Raw genomic sequence first — 22,021 nt, 5'->3', positions numbered from 1 at the left:
CTATCCGGGAGAGGGGCATGAGAGAAAGGATCGCCCCGATGTCATCGGGGTTCACCCTTGTCGAGTTGGTCATGGTCATCATCCTGATCGGGGTGCTCTCCGCTCTGGGTGTTGGTCTGTTTGCCAGCCGCTCCGCCTTCTCTCCTTTGTTGGCCACCCAGCAACTTGCCTCTGCCACGCTGCTTGCCCAACAGGCAGCGCTGGCGGGCAACTCTTCTAACAGTCTGACCATTTCACAGAGTGCAGAGCACTTCCGGTTTACCGTCGGGGCGAGGACGTTTGAGCTGTCACGGGCGGAAACGTCTTTGTCTGTTGCTAGTGGCTTGCCACTGACGGTGACATTCGGAGCAGACGGTTCACCAGGGACCGGGACCAATATCGAGTTTACCTTTACTGGCGACAGCACCTTTGAATCCTGCCTGAGCTCCCTCGGTGCAGTCTATCGCGGGAGTTGTCAGCTGTGATGTCTGACCAGCGCGGTGCCACCCTGGTGGAGCTGGTGATGACCATTGTCATTATCAGTGTGGCCATTGCCGGAGTGGTGGGCGCGTTCGCCCTTATCAGTGGGCGTAGCGCTGATCCCTTGAACCAGACCCGGGCCGTAGAGCTTGCACAGCTGTACATGGATGAAATCATTACCCGGAAGTACGACGACTCAGTGCCTCAGGGAGGTATGCCGAAATATTCAGGCGGCTGCAATATAGGAGCAGAACCTGGTGAAGAACGCGGTACCTACGATGACGTCGATGACTACAACGACTTGACGGATAGCCCGCCGAAAAACGCACGCGATAACGATGGTGAAGTTCTTGATGGCTATGCGGGCTTTTCTGTTTCAGTTTCGGTGGTTTGTGCTGGTGCTGATGTGGGACTCCCCGGTTCTGAGGCCAAAAGGGTCGATCTAACGGTTCTTGCTCCGGGAGGGCAATCGTTTTCATTTTCGGCCTACAGGGCAAATTTCTGATGAGGCGTGTGGCAGGGTTTACCCTTGTGGAGCTGGTCATCGTGATCGTTCTGCTCGCTATTGTTGCTACGATTTCGGTGCAGTTTGTAGCACTCTCCACCCGTGGTGCCATTGATGTGGGATCTCGTCAGCAGCGGGCGCTTACTGGCGTGGTTGTCAGCGAGCATATCAGCCGGGGGCTGAGGGAAGCCCTGCCGACTTCGGTTCGGACCAATTCGAGCGGTTCCTGTATTGAATGGATGCCGATCATTGCTGCGTCGAACTACGAGAATTTGCCCGGCGGGCCGAGTCCTGATTCGTTTGAAGCGGTGCCGCTTCCGGATGGAGGTTCCGCAAGGGGCCGGGTTGTGGTCTATGGATACGGCAGTAATCTCTACGATGTGACCAATCCCGGCCCGGTGTCGCCGTTGGCGACTATGCCTGCCGGTGCTTCACCGGTGACGGTCACTCTGGACTCGCCCCATCGTTTTTCCGCTAAATCGCCTGAGAAGCGATTTTATGTTGTTGGTGACCCGGTAGCACTCTGCCAGTCTGGCCGCTGGCTATACCGATACAGAAACTACGGTATCAACGAGCCGGTGGCGTCCGGCTTGCCAATCGCGTATCCGGGGCGCGAGGTCCTGGCAGCAAACCTTGAGGCGGCATCACTGTTGTTTGAGGTTACGCCCCCTACCTTGCAGCGTGGTGCGGTAGTGTCCTTCCGTCTGGTGCTGGAAGATACTGGAACCGGAGAGTCCACCGCCATCAGTCAGGAGGTACAGATCCGCAATGTTCCCTGACAGATCTCGACAGCATCAGGCTGGTGCAGGCCTGCCCGTTGCCCTCTTTGTTATCACCGTGCTGTCGCTGCTGGTTTTGGGCATGTCTCAGATGCAGCAGATCAGCGGTGAGTCAGTCAGCCTGCAGATTCAGTCACAGCGGGCATTCTTTGCGGCTGAAAGCGGTGCGCAGGTCGCGGTTCGTGACGTGCTCGAGGCCTCCGACTGTGCCGGGCTGAACAGCCCACTGGTTTTTAATGATGCCGGCGGACTGCAAAGCTGTCGTTCCCGCATGACCTGCGAGTCGGTAGCAGCCAATATTGGCGGTTCCGGTGGCAACACGGTGTTTACCATAACCAGTACCGGGCAATGCGGTGCTGGGCCGGATGAATCAACCAGGGTGGTAGAGGTGCGTGTGCGATGATGTCTGTTCTGCGCGAGTTACCACGGATCGTGGTTATTGTTCTGTGTTCGATGATTGCTCCATTGGCGTATGCGGCACAATGTAGCGATGTGTTCAGTCAACCGGATGGTGTCAATGACAACCTGCAGGCATCGGGAAACACCCTTGACCTTACCGGTGTGAACTGGGCCAACGGAACCTGGCCTCCCTCAGGAGTTCCCCAATTGGGAGGTGAGGAATATGTCTCCTCTCAGCCAGGACCTAGCTATGAGCTTGTGCTTCAGCCCGGGGCGCAAAAGGTCATATTCGTCAACGGCAACCTGACAATTGATCGCGGCACTCGGTTGAACGAATCCGGCTCTCCGGACCAACTGCTTATTGTTGTGCGCGGAAGCCTCAGCATTGCAGGTGGCGGGAATAGTGCAAACAACCGGGTTGTGATTAATGGTCTGATATACGCAGCTGGCTCGGCGTCGATTGGGAACAACGTCTACATCGACGGTGCTGTAGCCGCCGGAGGGGCGATTTCCACTGGAAACAGAGACGTAGAGTTTTCTGACTCTGACGTCAATACGGACCTGTTGGAAGGGCTGTGTGATTCAGGAGCAGCGGGGCCCGTGGATTTGTCGGCCAACGGTGAGTCAGTGGGCCCAGTGTCGATAGGCGTCGACGATAGCGTTTCGTTTTCTGCTGATGTGGCAGGTTGCCCTCCAGTGCCGACTCTCTCGACTCAGGACTGGCGTGAAACATGGTTGGTCGATGGACAGCAGGTGGCTCAGTCTGTATCTGGATCATCCAGCTGCTCAAGGTCGCCGCTTATCCGGACAGATACGTTCGATACGGAAGGACAGTACGCGGTCCTGTTAACGGTTGAGTACCGGAACTGTTTTTTAGGCTTCTTTTGTGGTGGGTGGCAGGAGCATGGTGGCGACACGATCACTATGGATGTGAGCGACGACGATGCGCTCACCTGCTTCACTGATGATTATCTTGATGGCAGCCTGTCTGCAGACGATTGGGTGACATCCGTGTCGAGAGGAAATTTCACGCCAAGTATTGTGAACGGTCGTCTTCGTATGACAGAAGCCCGTTCTAACCAGGCCACGGCTGCAACTATTCAGCGCGAGATTCCGGGTGCGGAAAATCTGGTGATCATTGAATTCGATTACTACGCCTATGGGGGAAATGGCGCGGATGGTCTGGCAGTCGTACTTTCTGATGCGAGGGTGACGCCTCAGCCTGGAAGTTATGGCGGGTCCCTGGGGTACGCCCAGAGGAGTAATGGAGATCCGGGATTTGCCGGCGGGTGGCTTGGTATAGGTCTTGATGAGTTTGGTAATTTTTCTAACTCCAACGAAGGCCGTGTTGGAGGGGCGGGATTCAGACGGGATGCAGTCGCCGTCAGGGGAGCAGAGCAGGGTGGGTACCGGTATTTGCGGGGAACCGGCAGTGTATCTCCGGGTATTGACCAGCCGGGAAACAATCCGTCTGCCCATCGTTACCGGGTCACCGTAGATTCACGTGTTTCCGGCGAGGCCCTGGTATCGGTGGAGCGTGATGTGTCCGGTACTGGTGACAATTACCAGATCCTTGTGGAAAGTTTTAATGCGCTGAACGAACCTGGGCAGCCCGCTGTGCCAGAAAATTTCCTGTTGTCGTTGACGGGCTCCACCGGCGGTTCTAACAATATCCATGAACTGGACGGCTTCCAGTTGTGCGCCCTCAAGCTGAACCCGGTGGGCGCCCAGGTTGATCATTTTGAAATCCTTCATGATGGCGTGGCGCTGACCTGCCAGCCAGAAACGGTCACCATCCGTGCCTGTGCCACTGCAGGGTGTAACGACAACGAACTCTTTACCGACCCGGTTGAGGCAACGCTTGAGCCTACTGAAGGCTGGCAGGGAGGCAATCCCGTGACGATTGTTGGCGGGACGGGCGAGTTCGTATTGCAGAATACAGTCGCCGGTGAGGTCGTCCTCAATGTGGTGGGCTCGCAGCCATCAACTCGTCCTCAATCCGTAACGCTGTGTCGGCGCGGCAGCAGTCCTCTGTCTTCTGAAAACTGCAAGCTGGAGTTTTTTGAGTCAGGGCTGGCTTTTGATATTCCCGATCTGACATCCCACAAGCCTTCGGGCCCGGTGCAGGTTCAAGCCGTACGGCAGGACGATGCAAGCCAAGCGTGTGTTCCAGCGTTTGAAAACGCTGAGCGGGAAGTCCATTTCTGGTCAACGTATGTGGATCCCGGCCCGGGAGGCCGTCCTGTTGATCGCCCCTTGTCGGTGAACAACACGGATATCAGTGGGGACGAGAGTGCGCCTACACCTCTGAACCTCTCATTTGGTGATGACGGTATCGCCGAGATTGAAGTCAGCTACCCGGATGCGGGGCGTCTGGACCTCGGTGCCAGATATGACGGATCACCTGCGAATAACGACGAAGGCTTGTCGATGCCAGGCTCAGATGCCTTTGTCAGCACCCCGGCGGGGTTTTGTGTCAGTAGCGCAGGAGCGTGTGCGGCGGGCGATTCTTCTTGTGACGTATTCGTCAGGGCCGATGAGCCTTTTGATCTGTCGATCACCGCTGTTGGCTGGCAGAGCGACACTGACACCGATCTATGTGATGCAAACCCTGTTACTCCTAACTTCCGGATGTTGACGGTCCCCATTGCCTCGGAACTGGTTGCGCCGTCTGATGGTGTCAATGGAGTTGTGTCACCCATCAGTTATTCCCATTCCCGGTCATTGGATGCGACTGAAACGGTCAGCGTAAAGATGTCAGAGGTTGGCGTGTTCCGTTTTACAGCGACGCCGGTAACCGGTGGGTATCTTGGTAAAACGGTGCCTAAGGGCACCAGTGCACCTACGGGGCGTTTTTACCCCGATCGTTTTAACGTCACCATTGACGAAGGTGCACTGGGCGCTCATTGCGGTGCACCAACGCCTTTCAATTACACCGGGCAGGACATTTCATGGTTATTGGCGCCAACACTGACAATTGAAGCCCTGTCGATGGATGGAGCTCGGACCAGGAACTACACCGAGCCCGGATTCCAGAAGCTGGTCAAGGAGGACGTGATTCGAACTTTTCCCGTCGAAGACAGCTCGGCAGTGAACCGTGAGAATGAGAGCATTGACGTCAGTACCAACGTATCCGCAGGGGAGCTGTTGGTGGCCGAGCCCGAGTCCGGTCTTCTGCAGTTCAACTATGCCGCTGGTGATACCGTTCGTTACCTGAAGGTCCCTGAAGCGAGGGTTGCCCCCCTTACGCCGCCACCTTCCCCACCCGACCTTCCCGGCCCATCGAATCATCTTCTGACCTATGGTGTGACTGATATCACCGACGCTGATGGCGTCAGTGCCGACGATGCGCCGTATAAATTTTCACCGGCAGCGACTTTCGACATCCGTTTTGGCCGGTTGTCCATGGACAACGTGTATGGTCCTGAAAATGTGCAAGAGCTACGGATGCCTTTCAGGCTGGAATACTGGAATGGCTCGCGGTACGTAACCAATACGGTCGATAACTGCACCAGCTGGACGACAGCCACCATTTCGAGCGCTGCCAATCACCACACACTCGTTTCGGATTCGGGCACGTTTACCGCGGGTGAGGCCGGACCACTACGGCTTCAGGCGACCGGCTCCCAAGGTACAGATCGACTGACATGGACAGTTGACGAATGGCTCCGGGAGGATTCAGACGAGGATGGTACTGCCGAAGCGCCCTCAGCCCTGGCCACCTTCGGCGTCTACCGTGGCCACGACCGCGTTATCTACTGGCAGGAGAAATAGCGGGAAGGGGGCTCAGTCCTCCTCCCCCTCCGGGTGATCCATCCCGAGTTCATTAATCTTGCGGGTCAAGGTATTCCGTCCCCAGCCCAGCAGGATGGAGGCATCACGCCGGCGCCCGCCGGTGTGCTTCAACGCGGTCTCGATCATGATGCGCTCAAACTCCGGCACGGCGGTATCCAGAATGCCTTTGTGGCCGCGTTTGAGCTCCTGTTCCGACCAGTTGCGCAGGCCTTCCTGCCAAGTCTGGCCGGTGGCCGGCGCTTCGGCCTGCTGCATCAGCTCGGGCGGCAGGTCATCGATGTGAACCTCGCGGCCACTGGCCATCACCGTCAGCCAGCGACAGGTGTTCTCAAGCTGGCGGACGTTGCCGGGCCAGGGCAGGGTGGTGAGGTATTCTTCGGCTTCCGGGCGCAGTATTTTGGTTTCCACTGCCAGTTCCCGGGCAGCCCGCTTGAGGAAATGTTCCATTAACCGCGGGATGTCCTCGCGGCGCTCCGCGAGTTTTGGCAAGTGCACCCGGATAACATTCAGGCGATGGAACAAATCTTCCCGAAAGGTGCCCGCCTGGACGAGCTTTTCCAGGTCCTGGTGTGTAGCCGCGATGATGCGGACGTCCACTTTGATAGGCGTGGTGCCGCCCACCCGATAGAACTCCCCATCCGCAAGCACCCGCAATAACCGTGTCTGGGTGTCGGCGGGCATATCACCGATCTCGTCGAGGAACAGGGTGCCTCCGTTGGATTGCTCGAAGCGACCCTGCCTGGCGGCAGCCGCTCCGGTGAAGGCGCCTTTCTCATGGCCAAACAGCTCGGACTCAATCAGGTCCTTTGGAATCGCGGCCATGTTGAGTGCGATAAAAGGGTGGCTGGCCCGGGGGCTGTGGTTGTGAAGGGCCTGGGCAACCAGTTCCTTACCGGTACCACTTTCGCCATTGATCAGTACGGTGATGTTGGAGTGGGACAATCGGCCGATGGCCCTGAACACCTCCTGCATCGCAGGCGCTTCACCAATGATTTCGGCATTTCTCTGTGCGCTTTCGGCTTGCGGCTCCGAGGTGGCCCGGCGTTCGTGGCTGTGAGCAACGGCCCGCTTCACCAGTGCGACGGCATCATCCACGTCAAACGGTTTTGGAAGGTACTCGAAGGCGCCCGTCTGGTAGCTGGTCACCGCGCTTTCCAGGTCGGAATGGGCGGTCATGATGATCACCGGCAGATCCGGGTGTGAGTCAACAATCTGTGAGAGCAAGGTGATGCCGTCGACGCCGGGCATACGGATGTCGCTGATGATGGCATCGGGCTGTTCGTGCTCCAGCCTCATCATGATGCTTTCGCCACTTTCAAACACCCGGGGCTGCATACCGGCCTGGTTCAGGGCGCGCTCCAGCACCCAACGTATACTGCGATCGTCGTCAATTATCCAGACGTTTGCCGGTTGGCTCATTGGTTTTCCTCCAGAGGCAGGAAGATGATGAAGTCGGTTTTTCCGGGCTCGCTCTCGCATTCAACAAGCCCGTGATGTTGCCCGATGATGCTTTGGGTGATGGAGAGGCCGAGGCCTGTGCCGCTGGCTCGCCCACTGATCATCGGGTAGAAAACGTTTTGCAACAGATCCGGTGGTATGCCCGGGCCGTTATCAATCACATCCACGCGGCACACCAGGCGATGGCGTTTGTGGCCGATGGTGAACTGTCGCAATGCGCGTGTGCGGAAGGTGATCGTCGGCTGTTCGTCGCCGGTCATCTCCGCCTGGTTCTCGAACGCGGCTTCCATGGCGTTGCGGGCGATGTTAAGGAAAGCCTGAATCAGCTGTTCCTTGTCGCCCTGGAACTCGGGGAGGCTGGGATCGTAATCTCTCCGGAAGTTCAAGCGGCCGCGGCTCTCAGCTTCCAAAAGGGTTTTGACGCGCTCCAGAACCTCATGAATATTGGTGGACGCCATTTTTGGGGCTTTGTTCGGGCCGAGCATGCGGTCCACCAGGGTTCGCAGGCGGTCCGCTTCTGCAATGATCACCTGGGTGTATTCTTTCTGGTCTTCGTTGTGCAGTTCGCGGTCCAGCAACTGGGCGGCCCCGCGAATACCTCCAAGAGGGTTTTTGATTTCATGGGCCATGCCCCGGACCAGTATCCGGGTGGTTTCCTGCTGGGAGATGATGTCTTCTTCCCGGCTGATCCGTAGCAAGCGGTCCCTGGGCTGGATTTCGATCAACAGTTCCGTTGGCTCAAGGCTTATGGGGGACACGGAATAATCAACCGTTAGCCGCAATCCGCTTGTCAGTATGAACTCCGCTTCGCGTCTGGTGTACGACTGGCCATTCTCGGCTGCCGCATACAGTGTTTGTAGGGCATCTTCAGAGTCGATCAGGATGTCGTTGATCGGGGCTCCCTTACTTCTGGTTACGCTGGTTTCAAACAGACTTTCGGCCGCCGGATTCAGGTACTGGACCCGCAACCCGTCACTCAGCACCAGTACGGCTGTGGTCAGGCTGTCCAGTATGCTTTTGTATCCGGTCGGTATCGCCATTCGTTTGTCCCTTTTGATGGGCCTTGCGGGTTGCTAAGGCAGTTTTGCAAAAAACGAACCACATTGGCTGTTCGTGGCTATGACAGTGCGCATTTAGCGGGCATGCGGGTTACAGGCCTGTGAACACGGCGTGGTGTAGTGCAGAAATATCATTGCGTAAAGCCTGCCCGCGGATATCCGCCCTGGGAATGGTCAGAGTATGGCTTTTTTATGGTGCGGTCGCACTAAAATGGTGCAATAAAGAATGGCGTGGTGGTTCGCTAACCGCTACAGGTCTGCGTTTGTATGGCGCCCCGGCTCGAAGCGGTCGGGGCCCCGGAAGGGTGCATCAGTTGTTGACGCTGGGCCGGTGGATGGTGAAGGTAATGGTTTCGCCGCTCTTGACGGTAACACCGTTGCTGTCGACGATATTGACGCCTGCATCGTGGGTGCCGCGAAACACATTGCGCACCATCACTGTCCCGGAAGCGCTCTGGCCAACCGGTTGGCCGTCGAGTGTCACTTCGTACTTGTGGCTGCCCCGAAGGCCAGGTGAACTGGTCACGCGGAATTCCACGTCGCCGCTGCCACTGTGGAAGGCCTGGTCATCACCCGGCGCGAGGAAGCGGACGCTGTCGTAGACGGAGCCTTCCTGTTGCACTTTTTCCCGCAACCGCTCTGGCTCCCGAACCGCTTCGAGTTTTGGCAGAGTGACCGTGGTGACCGGTTTTACCTTGATCTCCTCAGCAGGGGTGCCTTCCGAGGGCTCGTCGGTATAGGTAACGTTGCCCTGAGCATCCACCTGACGATAGACCTCGGCGGAAACCGGAAGCGCCGCAAGAGCGACAATGCCAGAGAGTAGTGCAAGCCGTGCGTTCATAGAGACAACCTGTCTGATTGTTTTACCCGATTATCAGCGCCAGTCATGAGTATTTCAACGCCATTACCCGGCAGCTTGGTTACATTCCGTTAAGGCTGGTCGAAATGTGCGGCCGTACACAAAAAAGCCCCGCGCAAGGCGGGGCTTCTCTGGGTTGCTGATCCTTACGAACGGATCAGCAGGAGTAGTAGAGCTGGAACTCGACCGGATGCGTGGTCATGTTCAGTTTCTCAACTTCACCGCGCTTCAGATCGATGTAGCCGGCAATCATGTCCTCGGTGAACACGCCGCCGCGGGTCAGGAATTCATGATCTTCAGCCAGGCAATCCAGAGCTTCGGACAGGGTTTCAGCAACCTTCGGAATGTTCAGCGCTTCTTCCTTCGGCAGGTCGTACAGATCCTTGTCCATGGCATCGCCCGGGTGGATCTTGTTCTGGATACCATCCAGGCCGGCCATCATCAATGCAGCGAACGCCAGGTACGGGTTGGCCGCCGGGTCAGGGAAACGCACTTCGATACGACGTGCTTTCGGGCTGTTCACGTATGGAATACGGATGGAGGCCGAACGGTTACGGGCGGAGTAGGCCAGCATAACCGGTGCTTCGTAGCCCGGAACCAGACGCTTGTAGCTATTGGTTGCAGGGTTGGTAAAGGCGTTGATGGCCTTGGCGTGCTTGACGACACCACCGATATAGTAAAGCGCTGCTTCGCTCAGGCCGGCATAGCTGTCACCTGCGAACAGGTTCTTGCCGTCTTTGCTCAGGGACATGTGTACGTGCATGCCGGAGCCGTTATCACCAACCACAGGCTTGGGCATGAAGGTGGCGGTTTTACCGTAGGCGTGGGCCACGTTGTGTACGCAGTACTTGAGAATCTGCACTTCGTCAGCCTTGCGGGTCAGGGTGTTGGCGCCAACGCCGATTTCACACTGGCCAGCGGTGCCGACTTCGTGGTGATGAACCTCAATTTCCAGGCCCATGGATTCCATAGCGGCACACATGGCGCCACGCAGGTCGTGCAGGCTATCCACTGGCGGAACCGGGAAGTAACCACCTTTAACACCCGGGCGGTGACCGATGTTGTTGCGATCGAAGTCTTCGCCGGATACCCAGGCGGCTTCTTCAGAGTGGATGTGGTAGGAAGCGCCCTGCATATCCACATTCCATTTAACAGAATCGAAAACAAAGAACTCAGGTTCCGGACCAAACAGGGCACCGTCAGCGATGCCCGTGGACTTGAGGTACTCTTCCGCACGGCGGGCAACGGAGCGTGGGTCACGCTCATAGCCCTGCATGGTGGAAGGCTCTACGATGTCACAGGTAATGTTCAGTGTGGTTTCTTCGGTGAACGGGTCCAGCACGGAGGTGCTGTCGTCCGGCATCAGAATCATGTCGGATTCATTGATGCCTTTCCAGCCGGAGATTGAAGAGCCGTCGAACATCTTGCCGTCGCTGAAAAAGTCCTCGTCCACCTCGGTGGCCGGCAGCGTTACGTGTTGTTCTTTGCCACGGCTGTCAGTGAATCTCAGGTCGATCCATTTGACTTCGTGTTCCTTGATCAGATCAATCGTCTTGGACATTGTGCATGCTCCGTCTGTTATCCCGCCGTGCGGGCGATTTCTGTGTACATTGTTGCCGGATCGTTCAGCAGTGCTGACTCCCGATCTTTCTTTCAGGTAGGGCAGCTTAACAAAAGCTGTTGCGAGTTACCTGCAAATTCGGCTGCTTAAGGTTTAGCAATAGCCTTGCCAGTTTTTGATGCATGCGCCACAAGTGCGCAATACCAAGGCGTTCGGGCTGTTTTGGAGCGATATGTGCTGATTGGGTGGCCCTATCGCTCTTTCGTGGTGCGTTAAAACGGTGCGATAGCTGAAATAATGCACCAAAATGATGCAGATGGGTTGTTGCTTCGATAGGCGTTTTTCTTCATATAAACGCAAGTGAGTTTGCTATATACTGCGCGCCACTTCATTTTTGCCTCAGGTATTCAGCACAGACGCTGAGTTTCTTCAGGGGGTATTCGGGCTTCCCGGCCCGACAAATGAAATTCATTTTACGGATTTGAGACGGCATGTAAGGGGCTTTGCGCCTACTGAAGACCTCTCAGGTCATTCAGTGCATGCTGCAGGATTATAGTTGTGATTGATAAACTTCGTAATATCGCCATCATCGCCCACGTTGACCATGGCAAGACCACACTGGTTGACCAGCTTCTTCGCCAGTCCGGCACTCTGGATCGCAAAGAGCTCGAAAACGAGCGTGTCATGGACTCCAATGACCAGGAAAAAGAACGTGGTATTACCATTCTGGCCAAGAACACGGCGCTGAAGTGGCACGACTACGACATCAATATCGTGGACACCCCGGGTCACGCCGATTTCGGGGGTGAAGTCGAGCGTGTCATGAGTATGGTCGATTGCGTGTTGCTCGTGGTTGACTCTATTGATGGCCCGATGCCACAAACCCGGTTTGTCACCCAGAAAGCGTTTGATGCGGGCCTGCACCCGATTGTCGTCGTGAACAAGATTGACCGCCCTGGAGCTCGCCCGGACTGGGTAGTGGATCAGGTGTTCGACTTGTTCGACAACCTCGGCGCCAGCGATGAGCAGCTGGACTTTCCGATTGTCTACGCCAGTGCCCTGAACGGCATTGCCGGAATGGATCACGAAAAGCTGGACGACAACATGGACGCGGTTTTCCAGGCCATCGTTGATCACGTACCTGCGCCCAACGTCGACCGGGACGGTCCGTTCCAGATGCAGATTTCTCAGTTGGACTACAACAGCTTCCTGGGCGTTATTGGCATCGGCCGCATTATGCGCGGCAAGATTAAAACCAACTCTCCGGTTACGGCCATTGGTGCCAACGGCAAAAAGCGCCAGGGCCGTATTCTCAAGATCATGGGCCATTCCGGGCTGCAGCGTGTTGAAGTCGACGAAGCGCAGGCGGGCGACATTATTTGCGTCAGCGGCATGGATGAGCTGTACATCTCTGACACCTTGTGTGACCAGGCCAATGTTGAAGCCTTGCCGCCGTTGACGGTGGATGAGCCGACGGTTTCCATGACGTTCCAGGTCAACGACTCACCGTTTTGTGGCAAGGAAGGTAAGTTTGTCACCAGCCGCAACATCAAAGAGCGTTTGGAAAAAGAGCTGCTGCACAACGTTGCTCTGCGAGTTGAAGAAGGTGAGTCGGCAGATAAGTTCAAGGTATCCGGCCGTGGCGAGCTGCACCTCTCAGTGTTGATCGAAAACATGCGCCGCGAGAACTTTGAGCTCGCCGTGGGTCGTCCGGAAGTGGTTATCCGTGAGATCGATGGTGTTAAACAGGAGCCGTACGAAAACGTCATCATCGACATCGAAGAGCAGCACCAGGGTGCGCTTATGGATCAGATGGGGCTCCGCAAGGGTGAAATGACCAACATGGTGCCGGACGGAAAGGGCCGTATGCGTCTTGAGTATACGATTCCGGCGCGCGGGCTGATCGGTTTCCGTAACGCCTTCCTGACCATGACCTCCGGTTCGGGTATTTTGACTTCAACCTTCAGCCATTACGGCCCTATTAAGAGCGGTGATGTGACCAGTCGTCAGAACGGTGTGCTGGTGTCAATGGCAACTGGTGCCGCGCTGACTTATTCGCTGGAAACACTGCAGAGCCGGGGCAAGTTGTTCCTGGATCCCGGCCAGGAAGTGTACGAAGGTCAGTTGTGTGGTATTCACAGTCGTGACAACGATCTGGTGATTAACCCCACCAAGGGGAAGAAGCTGGACAATATGCGTGCGTCCGGCAAGGACGAGGTCATCGGCCTGGTGCCGCCGATCAAGCATACCCTTGAGCAGGCTCTGGAGTTCATCGATGAAGATGAATTGGTGGAAGTGACGCCCAAGTCGATCCGCCTGCGCAAGAAGCTTCTGACCGAGAATGAGCGTAAGCGCGCCCATAAGAAGTAATCTTCAGTGCGTGATATCAAGGGGCGGGCCATCATGGATGGCCCGCCCCTTTTTCGTTGTCTTCAGCTAAACTCCGGTTAAATCCTTTTTCCGGAGCGCCCCATGCTCACCCTGTTCCCCGATATCAAGCCCAACGCCCAGCATCGCATTGCGGTTGATCCGCCCCATGAGCTGTATGTTGAAGAAAGCGGCAATCCGGATGGTATTCCCGTTCTGGTTGTCCATGGCGGGCCCGGCGGCGGGTGTGAGGACTATCATCGCCGTTTTTTTGATGCCGAGCGCTACCGGATTATTCTGATGGATCAGCGGGGCGCTGGCCGTTCGAGCCCCCTGGCCGAATTTGCAGGAAACACCACGCAAAAGCTGGTGGACGATATGGAAACGGTGCGGACCTTTCTTGGGGTGGATCGATGGATACTGTTTGGCGGTAGTTGGGGGTCTACACTGAGCCTGGTGTATGCCCAGTCGCACCCGGACAGGGTGCTTGGCCTGGTGCTGAGGGGAATTTTTCTTTGCCGGCCCAGGGATATCCACTGGTTCTACCAGGAGGGCGCGAGCCGCGTATTTCCCGACTACTGGCGCGATTTCCTGGCACCCATTCCTGAGGATGAGCGTGGCGATCTCGTCACGGCCTACTACCGTCGCCTGACGAGCAGCAACGAACTGGAGCAGATACAGGCCGCCAAGGCGTGGTCCATCTGGGAGGGGCGCTGTGCAACCCTGCATCCGAACCCACGTGTGGTTGAGCATTTCGGGCATCCCCACGTGGCTATTGCCCTGGCTCGAATTGAATGCCATTACTTCATGAATAATGCGTTTCTGGACGATAATCAGATCGTACGTGACGCGGCGTTACTCAAGGATATTCCAGGCATCATTGTCCATGGCCGTTACGATATGGTGTGTCCGCTGGACAATGCTCTGGCTCTGAGCCAGGCCTGGCCGGAAGCTGACTTGAGGATCATACGGGACGCAGGGCACTCGGCGTCCGAGCCCGCCATTATTGATGCCCTGATGCGTGGCGTCGATGAGGTCGCCGCGAAGCTTGAAGGTAGGGATACGTAAAGTCACATGAAGAAGGTTGCGGCGAGCCTGGTGCGTGGATAAACTTCGTTCCGAATTTTGAGTCCTTGCGCAGGGAGCTTCATGAAAGGGCTGATACAACGGGTTACTCACGCCAGCGTCACCGTCGACAATGAGGTCATCTCCGAGATTGGTTCGGGGCTGTTGTTGTTGCTCGGAGTTGAGAAATCAGATGACTCCTGCGCGGTGCGGGAACTGTGTCGAAAACTACTCGTCTACCGGGTATTTCCCGACGACCAGGGACGGATGAATCGTAGCCTGCTCGATACGGGCGGCTCCCTCCTCGTTGTTCCCCAGTTTACGCTTGCTGCTGATACCCGGTCCGGATCCCGTCCGGGATTTTCGGTAGCAGCGGGCCCGGAATCTGCCGAAGCCCTGTTTCATGAGTTCGTGGCCTCGTGTGGGTCGGAGATGGGCGCAGATCGGGTTGGCCAGGGGCGGTTCGGCGCGGACATGAAGGTGGCCTTGGTAAACGATGGGCCGGTCACGTTTCTTCTGGAGGTTGGAGGTGTGCCGGGGCGGGGTTGAGGTGTCGCCCTATTGCGAGGCATTGCAACGGTCGGTGGTCCTTTCTGGTGCTGCGCTGGCCGTTGGTGGTGTTTACTACTTCTGATCAGCTAACCAGCTAATCTATCAAGTAGTCGAAAACCGGCAGCCTTCGGGCTGCCGGTTTTTTTATGGTGCGCCAGGCATGGCGCGTAGCGCCTTGACGGGCGCTGTTCCGGTACAGGTGGTGCTGGCCGGATGACTTGGGGGTGCAAGTCCCCTGTGGACCCGGCAAGGGGAACCACTAGCCGGACGGCAAGGGTGTCCATCGTGAGATGGAATCTGAAGGAAGCCGCAGGCAAAGCACTGGCCTGACGAACAGAAATCGCATATGAGGCGGTCACACCGGGTAAGGCGTCAACTATCGTCAAAGCCCTGTACTTGCACGGAAGGTGTGGACGTAAATGCGGCGGGCATAAGTGTGAAGGTCACGCGTCTTACCCTGGGAAGTCTGGTTCTCTGCCGCTGTGCTACTCACTTCGCGAGAGGTGGGGATGGGGAGCCAGAACTCAGCCGAGGCCATAGTAGGTGCGTCACCGCGTACGGAAGGGCCGAACATGGTTGGCCGTTAGTAGGCGATGAGTTCTCGTAGTGTGCTTATGAAGACAGAAGCGACCCGGATGGGGCAGGGCATTCAGGAAGGCGCTGGACGGTATCCGGCAGAGACTGAAGTCCGTGTCGAGGCAGACGCGGGGGCTCACTCGTGGACGAACGCGGAGCCGAACACGCTGATGGAACAGGTGCTTGAGCGCCCGAACCTGATGCGTGCGTATCAGCGGGTGGTATCCAATAAGGGTGCCGCCGGTGTCGATCAGATGCCGGTGATGGCCCTGAAGGGCCACCTGCAACAGCATTGGCCAACGCTGCGCGAGCGGCTGTTGGCCGGAGACTACCATCCTCAACCGGTCCGCCGGGTCAGTATCCCCAAGCCGCAAGGCGGGGAGCGGACACTGGGTATCCCAACGGTGCAGGACCGCCTGATCCAACAAGCCCTTCACCAGGTGCTGAGCCCGACGCTGGAACCGACCTTCTCGGATCACAGCTATGGGTTCCGCCCCGGTCGAAGTGCCCACCAGGCGGTCAAGGCGATGCAGCAACACATCAACGACGGCCACCGCTGGGTGGTCGATCTGGATCTGGCCCAGTTCTTTGACCGGGTCAACCACGATGTGCTGATGAGCCTGCTGGCTTGTCGCATAGCCGACCGGCGGATACTCACCCTGATCCGGCGTTACCTGCAAGCCGGCATGCTCGAAGGAGGACTGGTCAGCCCGAGACGGGAAGGCACGCCGCAAGGCGGCCCCCTGTCGCCCTTGCTCTCTAACGTGCTCCTGACCGAACTGGATCGGGAGCTGGAGCGGCGGGGACACCGGTTCTGCCGCTATGCGGACGACTGCAACATTTACGTCCGCAGCCAACGGGCCGGTGACCGGGTCATGGCCAGCATCACCCACTATCTGGAAACGCACCTGCGCCTGACGATAAACACGGCGAAGAGCGCCGTGGATCGCCCTTGGCGTCGGAGCTTCCTGGGTTACAGCGTGAGCTGGCACAAAAGGCAGGTACGATTGAGGATCGCCCCCAAGAGCCTGAGGGCTTATCTGGCCAAGCTGCGCCCTCTGCTTAGACGGTCACGGGGGCAGTCGTTGACAACGACTATTCGGAAGCTGAACCCGGTGCTGCGAGGTTGGGCGAATTATTACCGCCTGACCGACACAAAGCGCTCGGTAGAAGCTCTGGATGGTTGGATAAGGCGGCGACTCCGTCTGATTCTGTGGCAGCAATGGAAGCGGACCCGCACGCGGGCTCGCAACTTGATGCGGCTGGGTCTGACTGAACCGAGAGCCTGGCAGAGTGCAACGAATGGGCGTGGACCCTGGTGGAATAGCGGCGCTTCGCACATGAACGCCGCCTTACCTAAAAAGGGTATTCGACCGCCTGTCTCTGGTAAGCTTGCTGGATACGATGGCCCGGCTTCAGAGTCAGCCATGAACCGCCGTATACGGAACCGTATGTACGGTGGTGTGAGAGGACGGGGGAGGTGACTCCCCCTCCTACTCGATTATGCTGAAATCAGAATTCACACGGCAGGAGGGCGGATGGCTCAGGAACTGGAAATCAAACTCAGCGTGGCGCAGCCTGATCTGGATCGAGTCGTTGACTGGCTATTGGGGCAGCCAAACACTTATGAGTCCGGGACCCTGCAATTGGGGAACACCTACTACGACACGCCCGATGGGGATCTCAACCGCCAGAAGATTGCCCTGCGAATCCGGAAGTTGGGTGACAGGCACATCCAGACCCTGAAAACCCGCGGTGAGTTCGTTGATGGTGCTCATCGTCGCCAGGAGTGGGAGTGGCCGCTGATCGGTACCACGCTCAATATGGGACTCATCGCGGACACCCCTGTGGGGCAGAGCGTGAACCTTGCCAGACTGCAGCCTGTCTTTGAGACCAACTTTCAGCGTCGTGTGGTTATGATCGAGCAAGGGGAGAGCCTGGTTGAAGTAGCCATTGATTCCGGGGAAATCGTGGCAGATGGGCAGTCCCGCCCGCTCAGTGAAGTTGAATTTGAGCTTAAGGCCGGAGATGCCTCGTTGTTACTGGCGTGGGCGCGACGTCTGGCGGATGAAGTGCCGGTGTTTCTGAACCTTGTCAGCAAGGCGGAGCAGGGGTACTACCTTGCGGGGCTCTATCACCCGGTTTCGAAAGCAGAGCAAAATGCTGAGTTGTCCGTGAATGAATTCCTCTTTCTCCTCAGCGTGTCATGGCTTACGGGGCAGTCCGCTCCCGTGAATGGAGACGATTTTCGAGCGATAGCTCGGATGGCCGGCGAGCGCGGCGTCGGGGAGCTTTACCAGCGTGTGTTCCGTTCGCTGGCTGAGGGAAACGCTATTGGCGATATGGCAAGCAGCAAGGAACTTGGCCAGTTGCAACTGGCCATAGCAGCGGCATAGTTTACGGCTGATCGGCCGCTTTGGAGACGTTGCTGTCCTCTTGAGTGGCCTGTTTTTGAAGGTTGTGCCATTTGTTAATGAAGTCGCGATAATGGGACAGGGCTTCTTTCACCACTTCCACGTCCGGGGTCTCACTGGACTTCACAAGAACGATCAGGCCCTTGCCTTCAATTTCCTTATCGGTGGGCGGGTGGCAAACGACTTCGTTGTTGTCGTCAATATAGGCGAGTGCGGTGCCGATGCCATGCCGAATCAGCGCGCTGACGATATCCGCCCAATTCAGGTCGTCCAGTTCAATTTCGTAGCGGTGGGGGTGGTCGTGTTGATAATTGAACAAGTCCTCAAGGACTTTCTCTGACCCCGGTGCGATGACCGAGCGCACCATGATCTCCGGATAGGTTCGAACCGGTCGGATAACGGTACGGACACCCGCAGAAGTAAAGCGATCCCGATTTTCATCCCGTACGCACTCCACCGTGACTTTCTGGCCAAGGTTGGACTCACTCAGCCTGTGGGCGATATCAAAAGTCAGGCTGTCGGAGGTCGGGTCGGATTCGTCGGCGGCCAGCACGATAATATGTCGGGCCGCACCAGCGTGCACTGCCTTGAGAGCTTCCGGGTCGCTACCGGAGCCATGAAAGTGAACCAGGCCATTGTCCGCCAGTTCGGGCGGAAGCCCGTTGGGAAACTGACTGGTCAATATGATGATGGGAACGGTTTCATAACCGGGCACGGCCCGCATTTGGGAGGCAAAGCGAGAAAAATACTGTTCTCCGCCCGTCTGCGGTGTGTTGACGATAACGATGTGGTCTTTCATGGCGTATATCCAGCGTCCGGTTAAGATACGTTCCCGGCGGTAGAACCGGTATTCAATATAATCACTGACGATAAGCGTTAACAGCGTGATGGCGGCAATGAACATCAGCAAAACGGTGCTGAGTCGTCCGATGATGGTCTGCGGCGCAAAATCACCGTAGCCCACGGTAACCAGCGTTGTCATGGTCATCCACGCAGACTCGAACAGCGTGAGGTCCTCTGCCGCCCATATGATCACCACCTGGGTGACCAGCAGCCCGCCAAGAATGGTGAAAAGCCGCTTGATGCGTGACCGGATAATCCCGGACATAGGCAGGTGGGAAAGCTGATGTTCCGGGTTCAGCGGCCGGCGATTCCTCTGCATCGGTGTCCTTACAACGGTTCTGTCGGGGGAGAGTTCGTTATACAGTACGGGAAATATAACAGAGACACAGGGGTTTGCATTATGTCCGAGCCGTGGCGCTCCTTACCGAAGAGTCTGGCAGATGAGGTTGGCGGTGCCTGGTCTTCGGTATTTTCCGAGGGCATGCCCAGTTTTCTGGGCACTCAGGGTGGCGTATCCGATGAGGATGTGGCCCAGGCCGTCGCTCGCAGCCCTTTTGTCAGGCGCACCCTTGAGCGCCATCTGGAACAGGTAGCGGCACTATGTCACTCGCGCCCGCTGACTGAGCGCACAACCGCGGATTACCTGCGCCAGCGCTGGCAGGAATTCCTGTCAGACGTGGTTGATGAAGGCAGTCTCCACGCGTCGTTGCGGCAATTCCGGACGGAAATACAGTTCCGGATTATCTGGCGGGACCTGATGCGCTGGGCAGACCTTGCCGAAACCATGGCGGCCACAAGTGATTTCGCCGACACCTGTATCCAGGGTGCCCTGGACTGGTTGTACGAAGACACCTGCGAGCAATCAGGAACGCCGTGGGGAGTAAATCCGGCGACGGGAAAGGAAGGCCCGCAACCCTTGATTGTTCTGGGTATGGGGAAGTTGGGGGGGCACGAGCTTAACGTCTCTTCTGATATTGATCTCATCTTCGCGTTCCCGGGGAAGGGCGAAACCCGTGGCGGGCGCCGATCCATTGATAACCAGCAGTTTTTTATCCGCCTGGGCCAGAGGCTGATCCAGGCGCTGGACCAGATCACCGCAGACGGCTTTGTGTTCCGCGTGGATATGCGCCTGCGCCCCTATGGCCAGAGTGGGGCGCTGGCGTTGAGTTTTGCTGCGCTGGAAACCTATTACCAGGACCAGGGGCGGGACTGGGAGCGCTATGCGATGGTAAAGGCGCGGGTTGTGGCTGGTGATCAGCAAGCGGGACAAGTCCTGATGGATAGCTTGAAACCTTTCGTCTATCGCAAATACATCGACTTCAGTGCGTTTGAGTCCCTGCGTGCCATGAAGTCCATGATCAGCCGGGAAGTGCGCCGTAAGGGGCTGGAAAATAATATCAAGCTCGGCAACGGAGGTATCCGTGAGATTGAATTCGTGGTGCAGGCTTTCCAGTTAATCCGGGGCGGCCGGGAGCGGGAATTACAGCAACGGGAACTTCTGGTGATCCTGAAAGAGCTGGAAGAGCTGGAGCTGCTGCCGTCAGCAGTGGTGAAGGAGCTGAAGGAGGCCTATGTGTTCCTTCGCAATCTTGAACATGCCCTTCAGGGCATGGAAGACAAGCAAACCCAACTGCTGCCGGAAGACGATCTGTCCCGAGCTCGTGTAGCGCTGATCATGGGGTTTGATGATTGGGCGGCCTGCATTGCGGAACTGGAGAAGCATCGCGGACGGGTGGCCACGCATTTTGCGGATATCATCGCCATCGAAGATGAAGAGCACGAGGTGGCGTCGCTTGATGACGGCTGGCAGGAACTTTGGCTGGGTGAAATGGACGAGGAGGCGGCGACCGTCTGGCTCGATGAGCATGGTTTTGAGGACGCCGAAGGCAGCTATTCCGCCCTCAGCGACCTGCGTGGGACCCGCACCCTGCAAACGTTGCAGACTCAAGGTCGGCAGCGGTTGAACAAATTCATGCCGGTACTGTTGGAAGCGCTTACTCACGTGGAGGGGCCGTCCCAGACGCTGGCGCGGGTTCTCCAACTGGTAGAGGCGATCCTGCGCAGAACCGCCTACATGGTGTTGCTGCTGGAGAATCCGGGAGCCAGGACCCAACTGGTCCGCCTATGCAGTGAGAGTCCCTGGATCGCAAGCCAACTGGCGGAAACGCCCTTGCTGCTCGACGAGCTGCTGAACGCAGAGAGCCTGTACAGTCCGCCCGCAAAAACCGAGCTCCAGGATGACCTGCGCCAGCAAATGCTGCGGATTCCCTACGAAGATCTCGAGGAGCAGATGGAAACTCTGCGACACTTCAAAAAGGCTCACATATTGCGGGTGGCCGCCTCGGAAATACGGGAAACCCTGCCGTTAATGAAGGTCAGTGACTACCTGACGTGGATTGCCGAAGTGGTGCTGGACCATGTAGTCGACGTGGCGTTCGCGAATCTGGTCAGTCGCCATGGTTACCCCCGGCGCAAGGATGGTTCTGCCTGTGACACCGATTTCGCCGTCGTTGGCTACGGCAAGCTGGGCGGTATCGAACTTGGCTATACCTCGGACCTCGACCTGGTCTTTATCCACAATGCCGATCCGGAACAGTCAACGGATGGTGACAAGCCCATCGATAACGCCGTTTTCTACACTCGGCTCGGGCAGCGCATCGTACACATTCTCAACACCCAGACGCCGTCTGGCCAACTCTACGAAGTGGATATGCGCCTGCGACCATCGGGGAGTTCGGGGTTGCTGGTCAGTACCCTGTCTGCTTTTGAGAAGTACCAGCGTAAGGACGCCTGGACCTGGGAGCACCAAGCGCTGGCCCGTGCTCGTGGTGTGGCAGGCTGCCGGGAAACGTTGGAAGCGTTTGAAAAGCTGCGCGCCGACATCCTGTGCCAGCAAAGGGACCAGGGCAAGCTAAAAGAAGAAGTGGTCAGCATGCGCGAGAAAATGCGCACCGCCCTGGGCACCCCGCAGATCGAAGGTAAGGTGCCAGAGGTTTTCCATATCAAACACGACTATGGCGGCATTATCGATATCGAGTTCATGGTGCAGTACCTGATGCTGGCCTGTTGTTCCGAGCATCCGGAATTGACGCAGTGGTCCGATAATATTCGCCAGATGGAGGAGCTGGGCCGGGTGGAGGTTTTGCCGGTGGAAGACACTGAAAAACTCAGGGAAACGTTTATCACCCTGCGCTCCACCATACACCGGCGGGCACTGCAGAACCTGAACAGCCAGGTGGCGGGTGATGCGTTTCCCGAAGAGCGTGATTACATCCAAAGTATGTGGAATCGGGTTATGTTGGGGTGATTGAGAAGTGATGGAGGAGTGATG

15 protein-coding genes and 1 pseudogene are annotated in these 22,021 nt (G+C 57.2%); 11 read left to right on the top strand and 5 right to left on the bottom strand.

Annotated elements, in window-relative coordinates:
* Positions 1 to 17 precede the first annotated feature (17 nt).
* From SIC19_RS06260 to SIC19_RS06240, 5 genes are read left to right on the top strand one after another with little or no spacing between them, the layout of a single operon-like run.
* Complete coding sequence (locus SIC19_RS06260) at positions 18 to 464, top strand: type II secretion system protein (protein ID WP_226909877.1); 447 nt, start codon at positions 18 to 20, stop codon at positions 462 to 464.
* Positions 464 to 964 carry a type II secretion system protein gene (locus SIC19_RS06255; RefSeq protein ID WP_085681641.1) on the top strand — a complete coding sequence of 167 codons (501 nt, stop codon included), beginning with the start codon at positions 464 to 466 and terminating at the stop codon, positions 962 to 964. The genes SIC19_RS06260 and SIC19_RS06255 overlap by 1 nt, the downstream gene beginning before the upstream one ends.
* Positions 964 to 1,743 carry a type II secretion system protein J gene (locus tag SIC19_RS06250; RefSeq protein WP_127402082.1) on the top strand — a complete coding sequence of 260 codons (780 nt, stop codon included), beginning with the start codon at positions 964 to 966 and terminating at the stop codon, positions 1,741 to 1,743. Before SIC19_RS06255 ends, SIC19_RS06250 begins: the two co-directional genes overlap by 1 nt.
* Complete coding sequence (locus SIC19_RS06245; RefSeq protein WP_085681639.1) at positions 1,733 to 2,146, top strand: hypothetical protein; 414 nt, start codon at positions 1,733 to 1,735, stop codon at positions 2,144 to 2,146. The genes SIC19_RS06250 and SIC19_RS06245 overlap by 11 nt, the downstream gene beginning before the upstream one ends.
* Positions 2,143 to 5,916 carry a DUF6701 domain-containing protein gene (locus tag SIC19_RS06240; protein ID WP_127402081.1) on the top strand — a complete coding sequence of 1,258 codons (3,774 nt, stop codon included), beginning with the start codon at positions 2,143 to 2,145 and terminating at the stop codon, positions 5,914 to 5,916. Before SIC19_RS06245 ends, SIC19_RS06240 begins: the two co-directional genes overlap by 4 nt.
* 12 nt (positions 5,917 to 5,928) lie before the next feature.
* On the opposite strand, the gene ntrC is transcribed toward SIC19_RS06240, so the two are convergent.
* From ntrC to glnA, 4 genes are all read right to left on the bottom strand, one after another.
* The gene (gene ntrC, locus SIC19_RS06235; protein WP_041335667.1) at positions 5,929 to 7,356 is read right to left on the bottom strand and encodes a nitrogen regulation protein NR(I); all 1,428 of its coding nucleotides are present in this window, start codon (positions 7,354 to 7,356) and stop codon (positions 5,929 to 5,931) included.
* Positions 7,353 to 8,435 (bottom strand): nitrogen regulation protein NR(II), encoded by a 1,083-nt coding sequence (gene glnL, locus SIC19_RS06230; RefSeq protein ID WP_127402080.1) that lies wholly within the window; start codon positions 8,433 to 8,435, stop codon positions 7,353 to 7,355. Before glnL ends, ntrC begins: the two co-directional genes overlap by 4 nt.
* Before the next feature lie 328 nt (positions 8,436 to 8,763).
* Positions 8,764 to 9,294, bottom strand: a complete 531-nt coding sequence (locus SIC19_RS06225; RefSeq protein ID WP_075195668.1) for a DUF4124 domain-containing protein — start codon at positions 9,292 to 9,294, stop codon at positions 8,764 to 8,766.
* Between the two features lie 175 nt (positions 9,295 to 9,469).
* On the bottom strand, positions 9,470 to 10,873 hold the full coding sequence (glnA, locus tag SIC19_RS06220) for a glutamate--ammonia ligase (RefSeq protein ID WP_036203429.1): 1,404 nt from the start codon (positions 10,871 to 10,873) through the stop codon (positions 9,470 to 9,472).
* Between the two features lie 558 nt (positions 10,874 to 11,431).
* On the opposite strand from glnA, the gene typA reads away from it, so the two are divergent.
* From typA to SIC19_RS06195, 5 genes and pseudogenes are all read left to right on the top strand, one after another.
* Complete coding sequence (gene typA / locus SIC19_RS06215; RefSeq protein ID WP_036203432.1) at positions 11,432 to 13,243, top strand: translational GTPase TypA; 1,812 nt, start codon at positions 11,432 to 11,434, stop codon at positions 13,241 to 13,243.
* 102 nt (positions 13,244 to 13,345) lie between these two features.
* A complete protein-coding gene (gene pip / locus SIC19_RS06210) occupies positions 13,346 to 14,308 on the top strand; it encodes a prolyl aminopeptidase (protein ID WP_041335670.1) in 963 nt (320 codons plus the stop codon).
* 81 nt (positions 14,309 to 14,389) lie between these two features.
* Positions 14,390 to 14,854 (top strand): D-aminoacyl-tRNA deacylase, encoded by a 465-nt coding sequence (gene dtd, locus SIC19_RS06205; RefSeq protein ID WP_075195669.1) that lies wholly within the window; start codon positions 14,390 to 14,392, stop codon positions 14,852 to 14,854.
* Between the two features lie 638 nt (positions 14,855 to 15,492).
* Positions 15,493 to 16,864, top strand: a pseudogene (ltrA, locus tag SIC19_RS06200) (group II intron reverse transcriptase/maturase).
* A gap of 107 nt (positions 16,865 to 16,971) precedes the next feature.
* The gene (locus SIC19_RS06195) at positions 16,972 to 17,829 is read left to right on the top strand and encodes a CYTH domain-containing protein (protein ID WP_041336050.1); all 858 of its coding nucleotides are present in this window, start codon (positions 16,972 to 16,974) and stop codon (positions 17,827 to 17,829) included.
* Position 17,830: 1 nt separating this feature from the next.
* On the opposite strand, the gene SIC19_RS06190 is transcribed toward SIC19_RS06195, so the two are convergent.
* On the bottom strand, positions 17,831 to 19,009 hold the full coding sequence (locus SIC19_RS06190; RefSeq protein WP_075195805.1) for a potassium channel family protein: 1,179 nt from the start codon (positions 19,007 to 19,009) through the stop codon (positions 17,831 to 17,833).
* Between the two features lie 81 nt (positions 19,010 to 19,090).
* On the opposite strand from SIC19_RS06190, the gene glnE reads away from it, so the two are divergent.
* Complete coding sequence (gene glnE / locus SIC19_RS06185; protein WP_075195806.1) at positions 19,091 to 21,997, top strand: bifunctional [glutamate--ammonia ligase]-adenylyl-L-tyrosine phosphorylase/[glutamate--ammonia-ligase] adenylyltransferase; 2,907 nt, start codon at positions 19,091 to 19,093, stop codon at positions 21,995 to 21,997.
* The last annotated feature ends 24 nt before the right edge of the window (positions 21,998 to 22,021 follow it).

Origin of the sequence: Marinobacter sp. MIT930201 (assembly GCF_047122665.1) — a bacterium.
Lineage (GTDB): Bacteria > Pseudomonadota > Gammaproteobacteria > Pseudomonadales > Oleiphilaceae > Marinobacter > Marinobacter salarius.
The sequence above is the reverse complement of the archived record's forward strand: the minus strand, read 5'-3'. Positions and strand labels throughout refer to the sequence as shown.

What these genes read in the sequence shown, in the direction of transcription:
- SIC19_RS06260 (WP_226909877.1), top strand. Translation starts at nt 18, where the DNA reads ATGAGAGAAAGGATCGCCCCGATGTCATCGGGGTTCACCCTTGTCGAG.
- SIC19_RS06255 (WP_085681641.1), top strand. Translation starts at nt 464, where the DNA reads ATGTCTGACCAGCGCGGTGCCACCCTGGTGGAGCTGGTGATGACCATT.
- SIC19_RS06250 (WP_127402082.1), top strand. Translation starts at nt 964, where the DNA reads ATGAGGCGTGTGGCAGGGTTTACCCTTGTGGAGCTGGTCATCGTGATC.
- SIC19_RS06245 (WP_085681639.1), top strand. Translation starts at nt 1,733, where the DNA reads ATGTTCCCTGACAGATCTCGACAGCATCAGGCTGGTGCAGGCCTGCCC.
- SIC19_RS06240 (WP_127402081.1), top strand. Translation starts at nt 2,143, where the DNA reads ATGATGTCTGTTCTGCGCGAGTTACCACGGATCGTGGTTATTGTTCTG.
- ntrC (WP_041335667.1), bottom strand. Translation starts at nt 7,356, where the DNA reads ATGAGCCAACCGGCAAACGTCTGGATAATTGACGACGATCGCAGTATA.
- glnL (WP_127402080.1), bottom strand. Translation starts at nt 8,435, where the DNA reads ATGGCGATACCGACCGGATACAAAAGCATACTGGACAGCCTGACCACA.
- SIC19_RS06225 (WP_075195668.1), bottom strand. Translation starts at nt 9,294, where the DNA reads ATGAACGCACGGCTTGCACTACTCTCTGGCATTGTCGCTCTTGCGGCG.
- glnA (WP_036203429.1), bottom strand. Translation starts at nt 10,873, where the DNA reads ATGTCCAAGACGATTGATCTGATCAAGGAACACGAAGTCAAATGGATC.
- pip (WP_041335670.1), top strand. Translation starts at nt 13,346, where the DNA reads ATGCTCACCCTGTTCCCCGATATCAAGCCCAACGCCCAGCATCGCATT.
- dtd (WP_075195669.1), top strand. Translation starts at nt 14,390, where the DNA reads ATGAAAGGGCTGATACAACGGGTTACTCACGCCAGCGTCACCGTCGAC.
- SIC19_RS06195 (WP_041336050.1), top strand. Translation starts at nt 16,972, where the DNA reads ATGGCTCAGGAACTGGAAATCAAACTCAGCGTGGCGCAGCCTGATCTG.
- SIC19_RS06190 (WP_075195805.1), bottom strand. Translation starts at nt 19,009, where the DNA reads ATGCAGAGGAATCGCCGGCCGCTGAACCCGGAACATCAGCTTTCCCAC.
- glnE (WP_075195806.1), top strand. Translation starts at nt 19,091, where the DNA reads ATGTCCGAGCCGTGGCGCTCCTTACCGAAGAGTCTGGCAGATGAGGTT.